This window comes from Clostridium intestinale DSM 6191, assembly GCF_900130055.1.
Lineage (GTDB): Bacteria > Bacillota > Clostridia > Clostridiales > Clostridiaceae > Clostridium_T > Clostridium_T intestinale.
In genome coordinates, this window is the sequence record NZ_FQXU01000003.1 from 572,282 (window position 1) to 589,040 (window position 16,759).

The 16,759-nt window shown below is 28.7% G+C and carries 19 protein-coding genes; 3 read left to right on the plus strand and 16 right to left on the minus strand.

The genetic code is table 11. The annotated features are described in order from the left end of the window. Positions 1-15: 15 nt before the first annotated feature. From arsB to BUA92_RS03160, 15 genes are all read right to left on the minus strand, one after another. Entirely contained in the window at positions 16-1,068 is a 1,053-nt protein-coding gene (arsB, locus tag BUA92_RS03090; protein WP_073016595.1) for an ACR3 family arsenite efflux transporter, read from the minus strand. A 30-nt stretch (positions 1,069-1,098) separates the two neighbouring features. After that, positions 1,099-2,751, minus strand: a complete 1,653-nt coding sequence (locus BUA92_RS03095) for an FAD-dependent oxidoreductase (protein WP_073016597.1) — start codon at positions 2,749-2,751, stop codon at positions 1,099-1,101. A gap of 34 nt (positions 2,752-2,785) precedes the next feature. Beyond that, a complete protein-coding gene (locus BUA92_RS03100) occupies positions 2,786-3,013 on the minus strand; it encodes a DUF4177 domain-containing protein (protein WP_073016599.1) in 228 nt (75 codons plus the stop codon). 28 nt (positions 3,014-3,041) lie between these two features. Beyond that, positions 3,042-4,787 carry an arsenical pump-driving ATPase gene (arsA, locus tag BUA92_RS03105; RefSeq protein ID WP_073016601.1) on the minus strand — a complete coding sequence of 582 codons (1,746 nt, stop codon included), beginning with the start codon at positions 4,785-4,787 and terminating at the stop codon, positions 3,042-3,044. A gap of 18 nt (positions 4,788-4,805) precedes the next feature. Beyond that, complete coding sequence (gene arsD, locus BUA92_RS03110; protein ID WP_073016603.1) at positions 4,806-5,192, minus strand: arsenite efflux transporter metallochaperone ArsD; 387 nt, start codon at positions 5,190-5,192, stop codon at positions 4,806-4,808. A gap of 22 nt (positions 5,193-5,214) precedes the next feature. Continuing rightward, the gene (locus BUA92_RS03115; RefSeq protein ID WP_073016605.1) at positions 5,215-5,544 is read right to left on the minus strand and encodes an ArsR/SmtB family transcription factor; all 330 of its coding nucleotides are present in this window, start codon (positions 5,542-5,544) and stop codon (positions 5,215-5,217) included. Between the two features lie 296 nt (positions 5,545-5,840). After that, positions 5,841-6,341 (minus strand): GNAT family N-acetyltransferase, encoded by a 501-nt coding sequence (locus tag BUA92_RS03120; RefSeq protein WP_073016607.1) that lies wholly within the window; start codon positions 6,339-6,341, stop codon positions 5,841-5,843. Positions 6,342-6,388: 47 nt separating this feature from the next. Continuing rightward, a complete protein-coding gene (locus BUA92_RS03125; protein ID WP_073016609.1) occupies positions 6,389-7,012 on the minus strand; it encodes a class I SAM-dependent methyltransferase in 624 nt (207 codons plus the stop codon). Positions 7,013-7,023: 11 nt separating this feature from the next. After that, positions 7,024-7,461 carry a MarR family winged helix-turn-helix transcriptional regulator gene (locus BUA92_RS03130; RefSeq protein ID WP_073016611.1) on the minus strand — a complete coding sequence of 146 codons (438 nt, stop codon included), beginning with the start codon at positions 7,459-7,461 and terminating at the stop codon, positions 7,024-7,026. A 240-nt stretch (positions 7,462-7,701) separates the two neighbouring features. Further along, entirely contained in the window at positions 7,702-8,118 is a 417-nt protein-coding gene (locus tag BUA92_RS03135) for a hypothetical protein (RefSeq protein WP_073016613.1), read from the minus strand. Positions 8,119-8,288: 170 nt separating this feature from the next. After that, entirely contained in the window at positions 8,289-8,909 is a 621-nt protein-coding gene (locus tag BUA92_RS03140) for a nitroreductase family protein (protein ID WP_073016615.1), read from the minus strand. Between the two features lie 115 nt (positions 8,910-9,024). Beyond that, positions 9,025-11,280, minus strand: coding sequence for an ATP-binding cassette domain-containing protein (locus BUA92_RS03145; protein ID WP_073016618.1), 2,256 nt, complete (start codon positions 11,278-11,280; stop codon positions 9,025-9,027). Between the two features lie 6 nt (positions 11,281-11,286). Further along, positions 11,287-11,988 carry a MerR family transcriptional regulator gene (locus tag BUA92_RS03150; RefSeq protein WP_073016620.1) on the minus strand — a complete coding sequence of 234 codons (702 nt, stop codon included), beginning with the start codon at positions 11,986-11,988 and terminating at the stop codon, positions 11,287-11,289. A 136-nt stretch (positions 11,989-12,124) separates the two neighbouring features. Next, complete coding sequence (locus BUA92_RS03155) at positions 12,125-12,562, minus strand: MarR family winged helix-turn-helix transcriptional regulator (RefSeq protein WP_073016622.1); 438 nt, start codon at positions 12,560-12,562, stop codon at positions 12,125-12,127. 68 nt (positions 12,563-12,630) lie between these two features. Continuing rightward, complete coding sequence (locus tag BUA92_RS03160) at positions 12,631-13,152, minus strand: dihydrofolate reductase family protein (protein WP_073016624.1); 522 nt, start codon at positions 13,150-13,152, stop codon at positions 12,631-12,633. A gap of 126 nt (positions 13,153-13,278) precedes the next feature. Between BUA92_RS03160 and BUA92_RS03165 the strand changes: the two genes are divergently transcribed. Beyond that, positions 13,279-14,226 carry a helix-turn-helix transcriptional regulator gene (locus BUA92_RS03165; protein WP_073016626.1) on the plus strand — a complete coding sequence of 316 codons (948 nt, stop codon included), beginning with the start codon at positions 13,279-13,281 and terminating at the stop codon, positions 14,224-14,226. A gap of 64 nt (positions 14,227-14,290) precedes the next feature. On the opposite strand, the gene BUA92_RS03170 is transcribed toward BUA92_RS03165, so the two are convergent. Continuing rightward, positions 14,291-14,833 carry a hypothetical protein gene (locus tag BUA92_RS03170; protein ID WP_073016629.1) on the minus strand — a complete coding sequence of 181 codons (543 nt, stop codon included), beginning with the start codon at positions 14,831-14,833 and terminating at the stop codon, positions 14,291-14,293. 237 nt (positions 14,834-15,070) lie between these two features. Here BUA92_RS03170 and BUA92_RS03175 point away from each other — a divergent pair, with 237 nt between their 5' ends. Continuing rightward, a complete protein-coding gene (locus tag BUA92_RS03175) occupies positions 15,071-15,586 on the plus strand; it encodes an RNA polymerase sigma factor (RefSeq protein WP_073016631.1) in 516 nt (171 codons plus the stop codon). Continuing rightward, positions 15,583-16,704, plus strand: coding sequence for an anti sigma factor C-terminal domain-containing protein (locus tag BUA92_RS03180; RefSeq protein WP_073016633.1), 1,122 nt, complete (start codon positions 15,583-15,585; stop codon positions 16,702-16,704). The genes BUA92_RS03175 and BUA92_RS03180 overlap by 4 nt, the downstream gene beginning before the upstream one ends. Positions 16,705-16,759: the final 55 nt, after the last annotated feature.

Here is a 16,759-nt window from a genome sequence, read left to right on the forward strand (position 1 = left end):
TAATTACCTCTTTCTTTATTTATTTTCAAATGATTTTCTAGTACTATTAGCTATCTTAACTAATGTTAACATTATAGGAACCTCTGTTAATACACCAACTACTGTAGCTAAAGCTGCTCCAGATTTTAATCCAAATAAAGATATTGCAACGGCAACAGCTAGTTCAAAGAAGTTGCTTGCTCCTATCATTCCAGCTGGAGCTGCTATACTGTGAGGTAATTTCCAAAGCTTTGCCCAGCCATAGGCTATTCCAAATATTAAAAAAGTTTGAATTGTTAATGGAACAGCTATTAATAGAATGTGTAATGGATTATTTAAAATGATATCCCCTTGGAAGGAAAATATTATAACTAGTGTTAACAACAAACCTATAATTGTAATATTATTAAACTTTTTTATAAATACATTATTAAAGTAATCAAGACCGTTTTTCTTTATAACAGATGTTCTTGTTATATATCCTGCTGCTAAAGGAATAACCACAAATAGTACAGTTGATAATAGTAAAGTACCATATGGTACGGCTACATCACTTACACCTAATAAAAATGCTACTATCGGTGCAAAAGCTACCAAGATTATTAAGTCATTAACTGCTACTTGAACTAATGTATATCCAGAATCTCCTTTAGTAAGATAACTCCAAACAAACACCATTGCAGTACAAGGAGCTGCACCTAATAAAACTGCTCCTGCTATATATTCTGTTGCTAAGTCAGCTGGTATAAATGCTTTAAAAACTACTTTTAAGAAAAATGCTGCTATCAAATACATAGTAAATGGTTTTATCAGCCAATTAGTTACGCAAGTTACTATTAGTCCTTTTGGTTTTTTAGTGGCATTTACTATGCTTGAAAAGTCAATCTTTAACATCATTGGATATATCATAATCCATATGAGTATGGCAGTTGGAATTGACACGTTATAATATTCAAATTTGTTAAGTGTATTTGGAATTGCAGGTAAAAACTGACCTATTAATATTCCTACAACTATACATAATGCAACCCAGATAGTAAGATATCTTTCAAAGACACCTAACCCTTTATTTTCTTTTTCCTTTGACAATTATTTATCCTCCTAAAACTATTGCTATGATTATTTTTTTACTGTTTTTGAGTAATTTTTGTTTCCACCTGACAGATTATAAACATCCTTAAATCCCATATTTAATAATATATTTTGAGTAGCATTCCCTGTAACTCCTTTATTACAGTAAGTTACTGTAAGCTTATCTTTATCTAGAGAATTTGCTTTTTCTCTTAAATCCTTGTGAGGTATATTTATAGCTTCATCTACATGTGATACCTCATATTGTTTTGGTTCTCTTGTGTCTATTATAATTATATCTTCTTTATTATCTATTTTTTCTTGTAATTTATCTGGTGTAATTAACTTTCTATTAGTATTGATATCATTAGTTAATACCATTCCAGTGTACATAACTGGATCCTTTGTTGTTGAAAATGGCGGAGCATAGGCTAAATCTAAATGGAATAAATCACTAACCTTAGCTCCAAAAGTAATGGCAGTAACAAAAACGTCTATTCTTTTATCTACTCCTGCTTTTCCTACTATTTGTACTCCTAATAACTTTTCAGTTTTTTTATCAGCTACGGCTTTTATAAGCATTTCTTCACCATGATAATAGGGAGGTTTATCTGGCTTAATGTTATGGGATACACTAATATCGTAGCCTTCATTTATTGCCTCTATTTCAGTTAGCCCTGTTTGAGCTACTGCCATGTCAAATATTTTAAATATACCTGTTCCTAATATACCTCTAAATTCTAAATCTCCACCTGTTATTTGATCGCCTGTTATTCTACCCATCTTGTTTGCGGTAGATCCAAGTGGTCTGTAGAAATTTTTTCCTGTAACTATTGAATAGCTTTCAGCACAATCACCACATGCATATATATCTTTAATGTTTGTTTGCTTCTTAGTATTTACTTTAATTGCTCCAGTTTCGCCTATTTCCACACCACAATTTTTAGCTAATTCAACATTTGGTCTAACACCAGTAGCTACTATTACCATATCAGTTTCTATATCTTTTCCACTCTTTAAAAAAGCCTTTGTACCAACTGAATCACCTTCAAATTTTACAACTCCATCATTTAGGATTACATCTACTTCATGTTTTATTAATGTATCTTTTAAATATAGAGATACATCCTTATCAAGAGGCTTCATTAAATGATCTTCCATCTCAACTACTGTAACATCTATTCCAATGTTTTTTAGATTCTCAGCCATCTCAAGACCTATAAATCCTGAACCAACAACTAGTGCTTTTTGGGGTTTACTTTTTTCAATATAGTTTTTTATTTTATCTGCACTTATAACATCCCTAAGTACAAAAACATTATCTTTATCTATCCCTTCAATTCTAGGGAATATAGGTGTAGCTCCAGTTGAAATGACTAATTTATCATATTTTTCTATAAAAACTTTACCATTAGTCAAATCTTCAACCATTAACTCTTTTGCTTTCGTATCGATACTTAAAACCTTATGCCTTATTAGAATATCAACGTTATATTTACTTTTAAAGAATTTAACATCTCTAGGAACCAATTGTTCCCTATTTTGAACTTCATTTCCTATATAATAAGGAAGTCCACAAGATGAATAAGATATCTCTTCACCCATCTCAAATATTTTTATTTCTGCATTTTCATCATTTCTTCTTGCTTTTGCTGCTGCAGAAGTTCCTGCTGCTACTGCTCCTATTATTGCTATTTTCATAAACTATCCCCTCTCAGGTAAAATATAGTTTTAACTATTGATAATCATTGCTTTTCAACTTGAATGAAGCTTTCTTAAAGATTATATTGTCACTATTAAGTTCTGATGGATTTCCTAAAGATTGCGCTTGTTTTTGAATTATTCCTACAAGTTCCCATCCATCTTTACCAAACTTATTTAACTTTTCTTCTATAGTTAAACTATTATCTAAACTTAAAAAATTATCTACTGTTAGTACCTTATATCTAAATTCAGAATTCAAAATCCAATACCCCCTAATAATATAATTTTTAATTTAATAAATCTAAAAGATTAGCTCCTTTTATTTCTTGTGGTTTCCACTCAACTATAGCAAAATTTCCCTCAGCTATTTCATTAACTTTATTAATCCAAGGAATCTCATTATTAGCTTTTGCCTTTAAAATCTCATTAGTAGTATTTGTTGCATATAAGCTTGAATTTATAATCCACCACTTGCTATTTATTCCAGCACGTTTTAAATCATCTTCCAGTCTTTTTGCTTCATAAACAGGGGTTGTTTCAGCCAAAGTTACTATGACTACTTCTGTTTCAGTTTCAGTTCTTAATCTAGGTAAAAGTTTTTTTACTGATTCAGGAATATCTCCCTGAGATCTTTCTATCTCCCTATGATAGCTCTGTGTAGAATCTAATAATAAAAGAGTATGACCCGTTGGTGCTGTATCTATAACAACTATTTCATTTTCAGATTTCTCAACTATTTCTGCAAAAGCTCTAAATACTGCTATCTCTTGAGTACATGGAGATCTTAAATCTTCTTCTACATATTCTAAGTCTTCTTCACTCATGGTTTCTCTAGCTTTACTTAGAACTTCTTGTGTATATTTTTCTAATTCCTTTTTCTCATCTATATTACTTAAGGCAATTCCATACCCCTCATCTAAAACAAATTTAAGATGGTGAGCTGGATCTGTAGTAGTTAAGTGTACTTTTTTACCTTTATTAGCTAAACCTAATGCTATAGCTGCAGCCATTGTTGTTTTTCCTACTCCACCTTTTCCCATAGTAAATATAACTTTCTTGTTAGATTTATATAAATCTTCTATTACCTCATTTAACTTAGGTATTTCATTAGCATCTAACTTTTCATGATTATATTTTATATTATCTTCTTTTAGAAATGCTCTTAAATTCTCAATACCTGTTATATTGTATGGTCTTAAAGGAATCTCAAAGGTTTCTAAATTCTTTAAGTGTTCTGGTATATCATCTAAAGCAATTTTTTGTTTATTAAATATATTTTTTGATAATTCATCATCAGGATTTTTAAGAACTCCGTTTATAACAAGGATTTGATTGTTTACACCAATATCCTGAAGTTCTTTTGATGCTCTTTCAGCTTCTTTAAGTGGTGAATTCTCTGGTCTAGATACTAAGATAAGGGTAGTTAAATCCCCATTTGAGAGAGTTTTAACTGCATTTTTATAAATCTCTTTTCTATCTTCAAGACCTGCTAGCTGACCTAGACATGATGCACCGTGTTTGCTTTCACTTATAAAGTTACTCCAAGCTGATGGAAGTTGTAACATTCTAAGAGTATGGCCTGTAGGCGCTGTATCAAATATTACATGATCAAACTCATTTTTCACCTTATCATCTGTTATAAAGTTTGAGAATTCATTAAAAGCTGCTATTTCAACTGTACAGGAACCTGATAATTGCTCTTCCATATTTTTAATAACTACATCTGGAAGCTTTCCTCTATATGGTCCTACAACACTTTCTTTATATTCTTTTGCAGCTTCTTCTGGATCAAAATTTGCTACAACAAGGTTTGGAACTTCATCTATTTCTACCCCTTTATTGTTTAAATTAGTATTAAATACATCCTGTAAATTTGATGCTGGGTCTGTACTTACTAGCATGATTTTTTTTCCTTGATCAGCTAGTGTCATAGCAGTAGCGCAGGCTGTTGAAGTTTTTCCAACTCCACCTTTACCTGTAAAAAACAAATATTTAGTTAATTTAATATCATTTAAATTGAATTTATTCAAAATAAAAATCCCCTTTCTATTTTAGCAACAACCATCCTTACAACCACAACTTTTAGGTTTAAGCTTCATCTCTGCTTTTTTAATAGAAACCTTAAGATACTCTTCTGGTACCTCTAAATGCTTACAAAATTCTTCATTTGAAAGATAACCTTTAGTTTTAACAACTTCACCATCTACTAAAGTTACAGGAAGAGTATCTACCCCATCAGTATTTAAAATATCATTAATAACTTTATTATCTACAAAAGCTTGTGGGTTACTAGATAAATTATGTCTTTCAACAACCACACCGTTATTTTTTAAATTATTTAATACTGTTGAAACTCTTAATAATTCTGGGTCAACTCCTGGTCCACATACTCCAGTTGAACAACACATAGCAGGATCAAAAATAATCATTTTTTTCATAATTAACAACTCCTTAAATTTATTATTTACAATTTTTGTTTTCATTTTCTAGGTCTTTACATATGCAATCATCAGTATCGGTAATAATACCCATTAAATATAAGACTAGTTTGTTAGCACTTGAAACATCTAAAGAATAGTGATTCCATAGGCCTTCTTTTCTAGATTTAACAAGCTTACAGTCTATTAATACTTTCATGTGATGAGATAAAGTTGGCTGAGTAAATTCAAAATTCTCCAATATATCACAGGCACATTTTTCTCCACATGAAAGAATATCTATAATTTTTAATCTGTTTGGATCTGATAATGCTTTAAATATTTTTGCATTAACTTCATAATCTAAATTCATAAAACCACTCCTTATATAGATGAATATCTATATATTAAATATAGATGATTATCTATGTAGTGTCAACTATTGTTAAATATTTTTAATATTTATAATATCATTATATTTACTTTCATCTATATACTTATATTATATTCTACTTTGAGCATCTTGATACTATTGGTTTTAGTATTTCCAAACTCAATATTTAATAATAAAAACTAGAGGTGTAAGTTTAACCTATTATAAAATTAGAGAACATATATAAATAAAAATATATGTTCTCTAATCACAATAATTTAATATAGAAACTTTAATCATATCATACCAGTAATATTACTTCTTCTTTCAAGTAATACAACATCGTGCCATGTTCCGTTAGGCATTTTAGCTATTCTTTCTCTTAAACCTATTTCTCTAAATCCGCATTTTTTATGCATTTCTATACTTCCGTAATTCTCTTTTATAATTGAACAATATAATGTCCAAATTCCACTTTCTTCGCTTTGTTCGATTAATTTTTTTAGAAGACTTGTTCCTATACCATTTCCTCTATAATTTTCTCTAATATATACACTTACCTCAACTACTCCCTCATAACAACATCTACTAGAAGTTGGAGCTATAGCCACCCAGCCTAATACCTCATCACTAGAACGTGCTACTAATCTACCTATTTTAAGATGTCCTTTATCCCACGTTTCCCAAGTAGGGACTTCATTTTGAAATGTTGCTATCCCTGTGTTAATTCCCTCTAAGTAAATATTTTTTACTTTCTCCCAATCTTCTGACCTCATGTTTTCAACTTCGTAGTCCATCCCATTTACTCCTTATAAAATTCCTATTGTATTCATATTTTTTGTTGTTATTTTTCACCACAAGCAATAAAAATACTTATATTAGCTTTTTCGCATCCACAAGTTGATTCAGCACAACACTTCCCATCAATACTATTAACCATGATATTTTTTAAACCTGCTGATAATAACCAATTTTCCATATCACTTCGCTTAAAACCCATCCATCTATCATGATGCTCAGTTTTTAAAAATTCAAAATCATGCTCATCAAGATCGGTAATAACTAACTTACCACCTGGTTTAAGTATTCTAACCATTTCTTTGATTGCCAATAATGGTTTTTCTACATGATGAAGATACATATTTGCCATAGAATAGTCAACTGTATCATCTTTAATTGGTAAATTTTCTGCTTCTCCTTGAAGATACTCTATTTCATTAAAAGAATTAAATTTTAACTTCATTTCATCAAGCATTTCCTCTGATCTATCTACTGCTATTACATTTAGTCCCTTTTTTATTAATCCTTCTGTTATAAAACCAGTACCTGCACCAATATCAGCTGCCAGTTGTCCTGCTTTTACACCTGCTGCTGCATACGCCTTATCTCTAACTTCTTCTGTAAAAAAATCTTTTCTAAGCGTATCCCACTGATTAGCTACATTTTGAAAGTATGCTTTACTATCCATCCACTAACCTCCTAATTATTAAATTGACTTTTATCTATAGCTTTTATAAGTATATCTAAACTCTCTAACACCTGTTGTTTTTTCTCATCTGGAATTTCATCATATATCTTTTTAAAATATTGGTTCATATCTTTCTCTATTCCCTCAAAAATTTTAAATCCTTTATCTGTGAGCGATATTGTTACATATCTTCTATCTTCTGGATCAATATCTCTTTTAACTAACTCTCTTGAAACAAGGCTATTTACAGTCCTACTCATTGTACTATTTTCTAAATTTAGTAATTCAGCTAATTGATTTAAGGAGATATTTTTCACTCGTCCTATTTCTACTAATGCGTGACATTGGGACATTGTAATCTCGCAACATGAATAGCCACATTCCTCTAAAACTCCAAGCTTTCTTTCCATTATTCTTATGTATTCTCTTAATTGTTTTTCATTAATCATAACTAATTACCTCCTGCAATTATTGTACTATGTAATAGTTGTATATTGCAACTATTTTTTAAAAAAATTAGTCAATTAGATTTATTCTTTCTATTATTTAAAGACTGCCATAAGTACGATATTTAAATACTTATAGCAGTCTTTATTCAGAATTTATTAAATTTGATTGCTTATGTGTGATTATTTTTTAATTAATTACGATAGTTTACATCATACTCATCTAGAGCTGCATTTCTTCACTTACCCAAGCCTCTTATAATAATTTCCAACTAACTTTATCATTTTTAATACCAAAAGTTCAAATCCATAAGCTACAAATATAAAAAAAAGCTCTAAAGGAGTAAAAAGTATAAATGCAACTACATTATCAAATTTATCAAATGTATAATAGTATTTATTGTTAAGATCCATGACTATGTAGTTTACTACACCTAAGATTAAAGCGGAGGAAATAAAGTATGGTATCACCTTTTCCTTATGTTTGTATGTTAATAGAATAATCATAGAAGCTAGAGTTATGGTAATTATGTAGCTATTATAATAAATATATATTTTAGTTATAATTTCTACATTATTAAACCTTCCAATAGTCCCCCATAAATTAAGTGTTAAAGCTAAAACAAATCCAATAACTGTAAATATAAGTATTTTCTTCATAAAGTCCCCCATTTGTATATTTAATTTTAATATAGTAAATTATAACAAATAGATGATATATTTACAATTATGTGTATTAGATTCACTACATCTATAATTTTATAAAATAAAAAATCTTTATTTCTCAAGATTTTAATATATTGATTAAACTTATTACAATATCTAAATTTCTAAAAGTATTTTACAAATTCAGTAGTAGGTTTTCTATAGCCTCTAATTTTATTACTACTCTTGTCCATTTTACCAATAGTTATCATCAGTGCAGGTACTTCATTTTCAGGAATATTTAGTAGTTTACTTATCTTCTCTTTTTCAAAATATATCATTGGACATGTATCCCATTCTTTATTTTTTGCTAAAAGCATAAAAAGCATAGATGATAAGGATGCATTTCTTATTGCCTCATCATGTTTAAATTCTTCTCCCCACCCCGTATAAAGGTTATGAATACTATCAATCATAATTTGGTACTCAGTTTTATCAATCATTCCAAGTAACATTGACCCCTCATAAATTTTATCAGCGGACAAATATGCATTTTTATCTCCAGTAACAATTATTACTGCCGATGCAGTTTTAATTTTGTACTGTTTAAATGATGCCTCATAAACTTTGTTTTTTAGCTCCTCATCTTCTACTATGTAATATTTTGCGTGCTGTAAATTAAAAGCTGATGGAGCTAAAGAAAGTTCCCTAAATATTTCATTAAAATCTTCTCTAGGAATTTTTATATCCTTAATAAATTTATTTGCAGATCTTCTTTCCCTTACAATTTCTAAAAATTCACTCATAAAAATACTCTCCTTGCAATAAATATTCTATTCTCTCTGCTATTTTATATAGTCATTATTCGTTAATGATTATTATACTATATCTACTCTAGAAAAGTAAGTGAATTCTCTTTATTTATATGTTCTTAGTAGCTTCAATATATTTAGCAGTTAATGATGCCTTACATTTAAGAAGCTCTTTTGGTGTTCCTTCAAATATTATTTCTCCACCTCTAGTTCCACCATCTGGTCCCATATCAATTATCCAATCTGCCCTTTTAATTATATCTACATTGTGTTCAATAATTATAACTGTATTTCCTCTATCTACAATTCCTTCAACTATATTTATAAACTTTTCTATATCTGCCATATGAAGTCCTGTTGTAGGTTCATCTAAAATATAGATTGAACTTTTAGTATGTAGTTCACTTGCAAGTTTTAATCTCTGACACTCTCCACCAGATAATGTGTCTAGGGTTTGCCCCAAGCTTAAGTAACCTATACCCATTTCTTCTAAAGCTTCTAGTTTTGACTTTATTGTTTTAATGTTAAAAAATTCAATAGCTTCTGTAACAGACATATCTAGAACTTCTATTATGTTTTTACCTTGATATTTATAGTCTAAAACTTCACTTTTAAATTTTTTGCCTTCACAAACATCACAAGTGCTTTTTATATTTTCCATAAATGCAAGATTTGTTTCTATTAGTCCACTTCCATTACAATTTTCACATGCTCCTTCTGAGTTTGAACTAAATAATGATATACTAACATTATTAGCTTGAGAAAAAGCTTTTCTTATATTATCCATGATTCCACTATAGGTTGCTAAACTTGATCGTGAATTAGCTGATACTGCACTTTGATCTATAAGTACAGCATCTTTATTTTGTTTTAAGAATTCATCTTTTATTAAGGTACTTTTACCGGAGCCAGCAACTCCAGTTACAACAGTTAATATCCCTTTAGGTATGGTAACCGATATATTTTTTAAGTTATTTTTATTACAATTAACTGCCTCTAGATACCCTTTATGCTCTCTGACCTTTTCTTTAATAGATAGTGACTTCTTTAAGGCTTCGCCAGTTAAAGAACCAGATTTAAGTAAATCTTCATAACTTCCTTGATATACAATTTTTCCACCATCTCTTCCTGCTCTTGGTCCTATGTCTACTATATGATCTGCAATCTTAATTACATCTGGATCATGCTCAACAACCAGCACCGTATTACCTTTATCTCTAAGTTTAATTAAAAGATTATTTAATTTATTTACATCTCTTGGATGAAGTCCTATACTTGGTTCATCAAATATATACATCAAATCTATAAGATTGCTGTTTAAATACTTTACCATTTTTATACGCTGAGATTCACCACCAGATAATGATGAGGTTTCTCTATCTAAAGTTAAGTATCCAAGGCCTATGTCTATAATATTATTAAGTTTCTCTATTATACTTTTTACAAAGGGTTCTGCCTCTGGATTTTCTATTTCCCCAATGACTTTAATTAATTCGTCAATTTGCATTTTAGTTAAATCTGAAATATTATAACCATTAATTAAACATTTATATACTCTTTCATGAAGCCTTCTTCCATTACATTTAGGACATGTATCTTCAATAAGAAGTTTATTAAGTTTTTTCTTTGATGCTTCTGAGGTTTCTCCTTGTTTGCCTAAATACAATCTATTAAATTTAATTAATAACCCCTCAAAGGTTATGTTCATTTTACCTGTTTCATCAAGTTTTATTTTATGAGCAGGAGAATTTAAGAATTTCTCCATTTCTTCCTTTGAGTAATCTACTATTTTCTTATTAGGATCAAAATATCCTGAATCAACAAACAGTTTCCAGTGCCAAGAATCTACCCCAAACCCAGTAAGTAAAATAGCTCCTTCATTTAAAGACTTATTTATATCAAGTATTTCAGCCATGTTAGGAATTAGTTTTTTACCAAGACCTTGACATTCTGGACACATACCATGTATATCATTAAAGGAAAACATATTTGCTTTACCTATATAGGTACTTCCAAATCTTGAGTATAAGGCTCTTAAGAAAGAATTTATATCTGTAATAGTACCTAAAGTTGATCTTGAATTACCTCCAAGTCTGCTTTGATCTATTACTATTGGGGTAGATAAGTTTTCTATTTTATCAGCTTTAACCTCACCATACTTTGGTAAAAAGTTTCTTATGAATGCACTAAAGGTTTCATTTAACTGTCTTTGAGCTTCCTTTGCTACTGTCTCAAAAACAATAGATGATTTACCAGAGCCAGACACCCCTGTAAATATTGCTATTTTTCTTTTGGGTATTTCTAGTGAAACATTTTTTAAATTATTTTCCCTTAAGCCCTTTAAAACAATAAACTCTTTATCCATACTTATTCAATCCTCCTTAATTTTATTTAGGTGACATATCAAATTTTCCATATCCTTTTGTCTATCTCCTATAGGTGATAATAATTCATTTTCTCTATGTAGAAATTCAAAGTTATTAGCTTCTATTTTTCTAATCATTTTCCCAATACATTGAGTACTGTAGTTTTCTTTTCTTATAAGTTTTATGGTCTTCAATAGAATAATTTCATGTTCTGAATAAATTCGGTAATTATTTTTATTATTTCTTGGTACCTCTAATAGTCCATTTCTCTCCCAATTAATAATCACATCCATAGATACACCGATTTCTTTTGATACTTCACTTCTTATTAAGGAAATCTTCTTATTTTCATCAATATGAAATTTTATTAACTCTTTTATTTCTTTAATAAGTATAAATTCATTAGCTTTTTCAACTTGTATTTGTAATAAGAATTTCTTACTTAAATCCAAAGCTATATCTAATTCATTCTTTGCAATGGTTTTTAAAATTTCTCTTACTTTAAATATCATATAAACTTTTACTATATCATTTTTTAAAACTAATCTTGCAAGCTTAATTTGCTCAATATGTTTATCTGTATAAATTCTATAACCATTTTCACTTCTTTCAACATTGCTTATATATCCTGATTTTTCATAAGCTAAAATAGTATTGTTGTGTACACCTATGATCTTAGCCACATCTGATGTTCTATAGACCTTCAACTAATTACCTCCCTTCTCCAAATATACAGGTCAGATTATATCATAATACATAAACTCTGGTGCGATATTGGAGGGTTTGTGTATTTTCATTTTAATAGAATAAATGCCAGACTTAAAAGCCTGGCATTATTATAAGTTAAAATCTAAAATCATTTATATTGTTAATTACTTTATCTATATTACATTCAAAAATTTCTTTTTGCTCATCTGTAAAATCCTTTAATAATAGACTACGAAATTCTTCCTCTAATTCTAAAATTCTTTTTCTTATTGGCATGGCATCCTCAGTTAATCTTATATGAACGCTTCTTTTATCTGAATGACATTCACATTTTTGAATTAATCCTTGACCTTCATACTTATTTATTATATCTGATAATGAAGACTTTGATATCTGCCATAAACTTGCAACTTCATTAAAAAGTAATGTAGATCCATCCTCTGGTAAAATATGAAATAGAGTTATGTGGTTTTGTAATATAGGCATTCCTTCTGCCTTAAGTCTTTTCATCATGAATTTATCAAAAACTTCACTGACTATTTTTATCTTGCCCATAACACATTTTTTATCCATTATTACCACCTCATTCGTTCGAATACGAATTGATTGTAATCTTTTTCTTTTCAGTTGTCAAGGTCTTGCTATCTCTTTGAGTATTTTAAGATAGTAATCCCATCTTCTATTAAATATTCATCAAGATGTAGTTTTATTGTAGGATTATTTTGTAGAAATAGTGGTCTTCCTTTTCCAAGTATAATTGGAATTATACCTATGATATACTCATCGATAATATCAGCTTTAATAAAATGATCTACCAGAACTCCTCCACCAAAAAGGTAAATATCCTTTCCCTCTTTCTTTTTTTCCTCTAGAATTACCTTGCATATATCTCCATTAATAAAATGTATATTTTCTTTATCTTGAAGTTTTTGAGATGTAGCAATAAACACCTTTTTGTTTTTATATTCAAGATGCATGTTTTGATCATAGCAATTTTTTCCCATAACTACAGTATCAACACCTTTAAGAAACTTATTAAAATCATGTTTTCCTGTATTTAATTTATGATCTCCATCTCCAACAATCCACTCATAGGTACCATCTTCTGAAGCTATAAATCCATCTAAACTAATGGCTAGATTTAAAATTATTTTTCTTTCCATTTAAAAATCCTCCTTCACATGTTATAAATATTCTTTTCTATATGCTTTATAATTATGTTGATTTAATACATAATTAATTATAAGATATAAAAACTGACAACCTATGTCATATAAATGGAGGAAATAATGAGAGCAGACAGATTAATTTCTATACTTATGTTATTACAAATATACAAAAAGTTAACAGCTCAAGAATTGTCTAAAAAACTTGAGGTTTCTGTAAGAACCATTTATAGAGATATTGATTCATTAAGTGGTATAGGAATACCTATTGTAACTGAAAAAGGTATAAATGGAGGCATAACACTTTTAGGCAATTATAAGACTACCCTTACAGGAATAAATAAAAATGAGCTTCTCTCTTTATTTATTCCTACTGGAGATAAGATATTTGAAGATCTAGGAATAGAAAATCTTAAAAATACTACTATATTGAAGATTTTAGGAGACTCCTCACTTGATAATTATAAGGAATTTGAAAATTTTCAGAACTATATTTATATTGATATGAATACCTGGAATAATTCAAAAACTAGTACAAATAAAGATGTACTTTCTACATTACAAAAAGCTACATGGAGCTCAAAATCATTAAAGATATGCTACAAAAAGATAGATGGAAAAAAACAAATAACTATCAATCCTTTAGGCTTAGTTTGCAAAAGGAGTATCTGGTATCTAGTTGCTATAGATTGCGATACTATTAAAACCTACAAGATATCTTCCATTGAATCAGCTACTTTGACTAGTGACAAATTTACTAGACCTTCAGAATTTAACCTGAAAAACTATTGGGAAAAATCCGTAAGTAAATTTAAAACTTTAATACCTAAATACAATTTCATCTTTAAAATTAATCCTAATATACTTGAAAGCATTAAAAAAAGGCCTTTTATAACAATAAGAGAAATTACTCATAGGGATGACGAGCTCCATCTTTATATAAGTTTTGATTCATTATGGCAAGGAATAGAATTTGCCTTTAGTTATGGTAAAGATATAAAAATTTTAGAACCATTTGAAGCTATCACTGAAATTAAAAAGAAATCATTAGAGATAATTGATTTATATTAAAGATAGTATAAAACTCCTAAGATTTATACTCTAGGTAAATCTTAGGAGTTAAAACAATCCAATTTTATATCTGCCAATAAACATCAAACAGCTTCCAGTCTGAATCTTCTTTTTCTCTTGTAACCACATAGTACCTAGTCCAACTTCCATTTCCCCATTGAGCCACAGCAGCATGTTTTGGATAATAAACTATATTATAATTTACTTCAATAACTTTATGTTCATAAGGATTGTATTCTCTTAATCTTTCTATAAAACTATAATACTTATCCATTTGCTCTAAATCAGTATAATCTTTTTCATTTATTTCTTTTAAACTATTAATAGTTATTTTTCTAGGATTAGCTTTCTCTGCCTTTCTTGATTTATGAATTTCAACAATATTTTCATTATCTACATAAATATCTTTAAGTTTTTCAAATTCATCTGTAATATCAAATCTAAATGAGTCTAAAACAATTTTCTCCTCTAAAGAGCTTGCTTTTATTTTTGACTTAAAATATCTCAATTTGTTATAAACAACTATTTCATACCTTCCTACAAAGAAATAATAACCACTCACAAGAAGCAACATAATTATTAAAACTTTTTTCTTATTACCATTCAATTATTTATCCCCCTTTAAATCAAAGCTGCCTTTATTATTAGTAATTTTATTATATATGAAAACCTTAACTTTTATAGTAATATTGGTATTTCTTAATCTTTTTTTAAGAATAATTTGGAATATTTTCTTTGATTATCTAGTAACCATATCGTAAAATTACACTATATTTTAAAAGATTATATTTTTAGTGTAACTTTTGACTTTTCTAATTGTTATATAGATGAAAGGGGTGAGAAAGTGCCTGAACTGGAAGAGCTCTACAGTGAAATAAAAGATAAATTATTCAGCTATATTATGAAGCTATCTGGAGATAAGCATGTTGCTGAGGAAATTGTTCAAGAAACCTTTTGTCGGGCACTAGAGCAAATCCTCATAAGTAAAAAGGAACTGAATATAGCTTGGTTTTATACTGTTTCAAAACATCTATACTTTGATTATGTGAAAAAGCAAAACAAATACAAATTTACAGAAGAAATTGAAAAAGAAGATGTTTCATATGAAGCAATTCCTTATAGTGATCTTTTAAAAAATGAAGATTCAGATGAAGTAAGAAAGGTTCTTAACATGCTTAAAGCTAACTATCGAGAAATTTTAATTTTAAGAGAATTTAAGGAGTTATCCTATGAAGCAATATCAAAATTAACTGGAATGAGTCTAGTGCAAGTAAAAGTCACTCTTTACAGAGCTAGAAATAAATTTAAAAAGCTGTATGAGGGTAATCATAAAAACTTTAGAAATGGAGGTACTCTATGAATTGCAATGATGTTAAAGCAAACATTAAAAGATATTTAAATGATGAATGTAACTCGGAAGAAAAATATGAAATATCCACTCATATAAGTAATTGTCCTAATTGCATGAAATTATTAGATGAGTTAGAATCGCAAATATTTCAAAATAAAGACTACTCTAATTCCATAAATACAAAAAAAGTTTTAAATAAGGCAAGAAAAACTTTGATCTTCAAGGTTATCTCTACAACAATAATATCAATACTAATATTTATAAGTATGTTTTTTGTTGTAGTCCCAGGTGTATTTAAGTTTATTTATTATCCTAAAATTTCTGATATTACAAGAACACTTTCGGATATTACTCAATTTACTTCTCCTAATACAGTAGTTGGTTTTGGAAATAAGCACGCTGGGTTTGGAAAATATAGTTTTGATATAGAGACTTACACAAAAGAAATCATAGGTGCAAAAAATAAAAGCTCTACTACTATTTCTAGAAATTTTAATATGATTTCTGGAACTTATGAAAGTCCAGTAACTCCTTTTGTTCAATTCATTCATCCAAATATTCAACTTTCTGATACTTTATCACAAAGTCTTTCTCCAACAAAAGCTTTAAATACACTTAAAAAGAACAGTGATACAACTGTAGCTCTAGTTGATATTTCTCTAAATTCAGTAACAAATTTAGAAAATCTACTAGAATCTTTAAAAGACTTAGATTTAAAAATTGTATGGATGGCAGTAGAATGTGGAAATGAGGAATTTAAGGTTTCAAATATGAGTAGTGGACAAAATCAATATGTCCAGTGGGGAATCCCAGGAAGTTTATTTACCACTGAAACTTTATTTTCAGAGGAATTAAATTATAAAAACCCAGAATACGAAAAAAGAGTTTTAGAAGAATTAAAATGGCTAGATGAAAATAAAAAATATATATCAGCAAATAAAAGTTTAATGAAATATCAAAACTTCGATAATAGGGTCTTAGTTAATGCCAAGTATATTCTTGATAATGGCATTAAGATATATGGAATCCGAGTTACAGGCCCTTCATCAGAACTTATTAAAATCAATGATAAATTAGATGTAAGAACTGAGGAAGTTATTGATATGGATTTTTACAATTGGAATTAGTATTAATTTTGTTATATAACTAAGCTGCTACAAAACTAAAATATTTAGTTTTGTA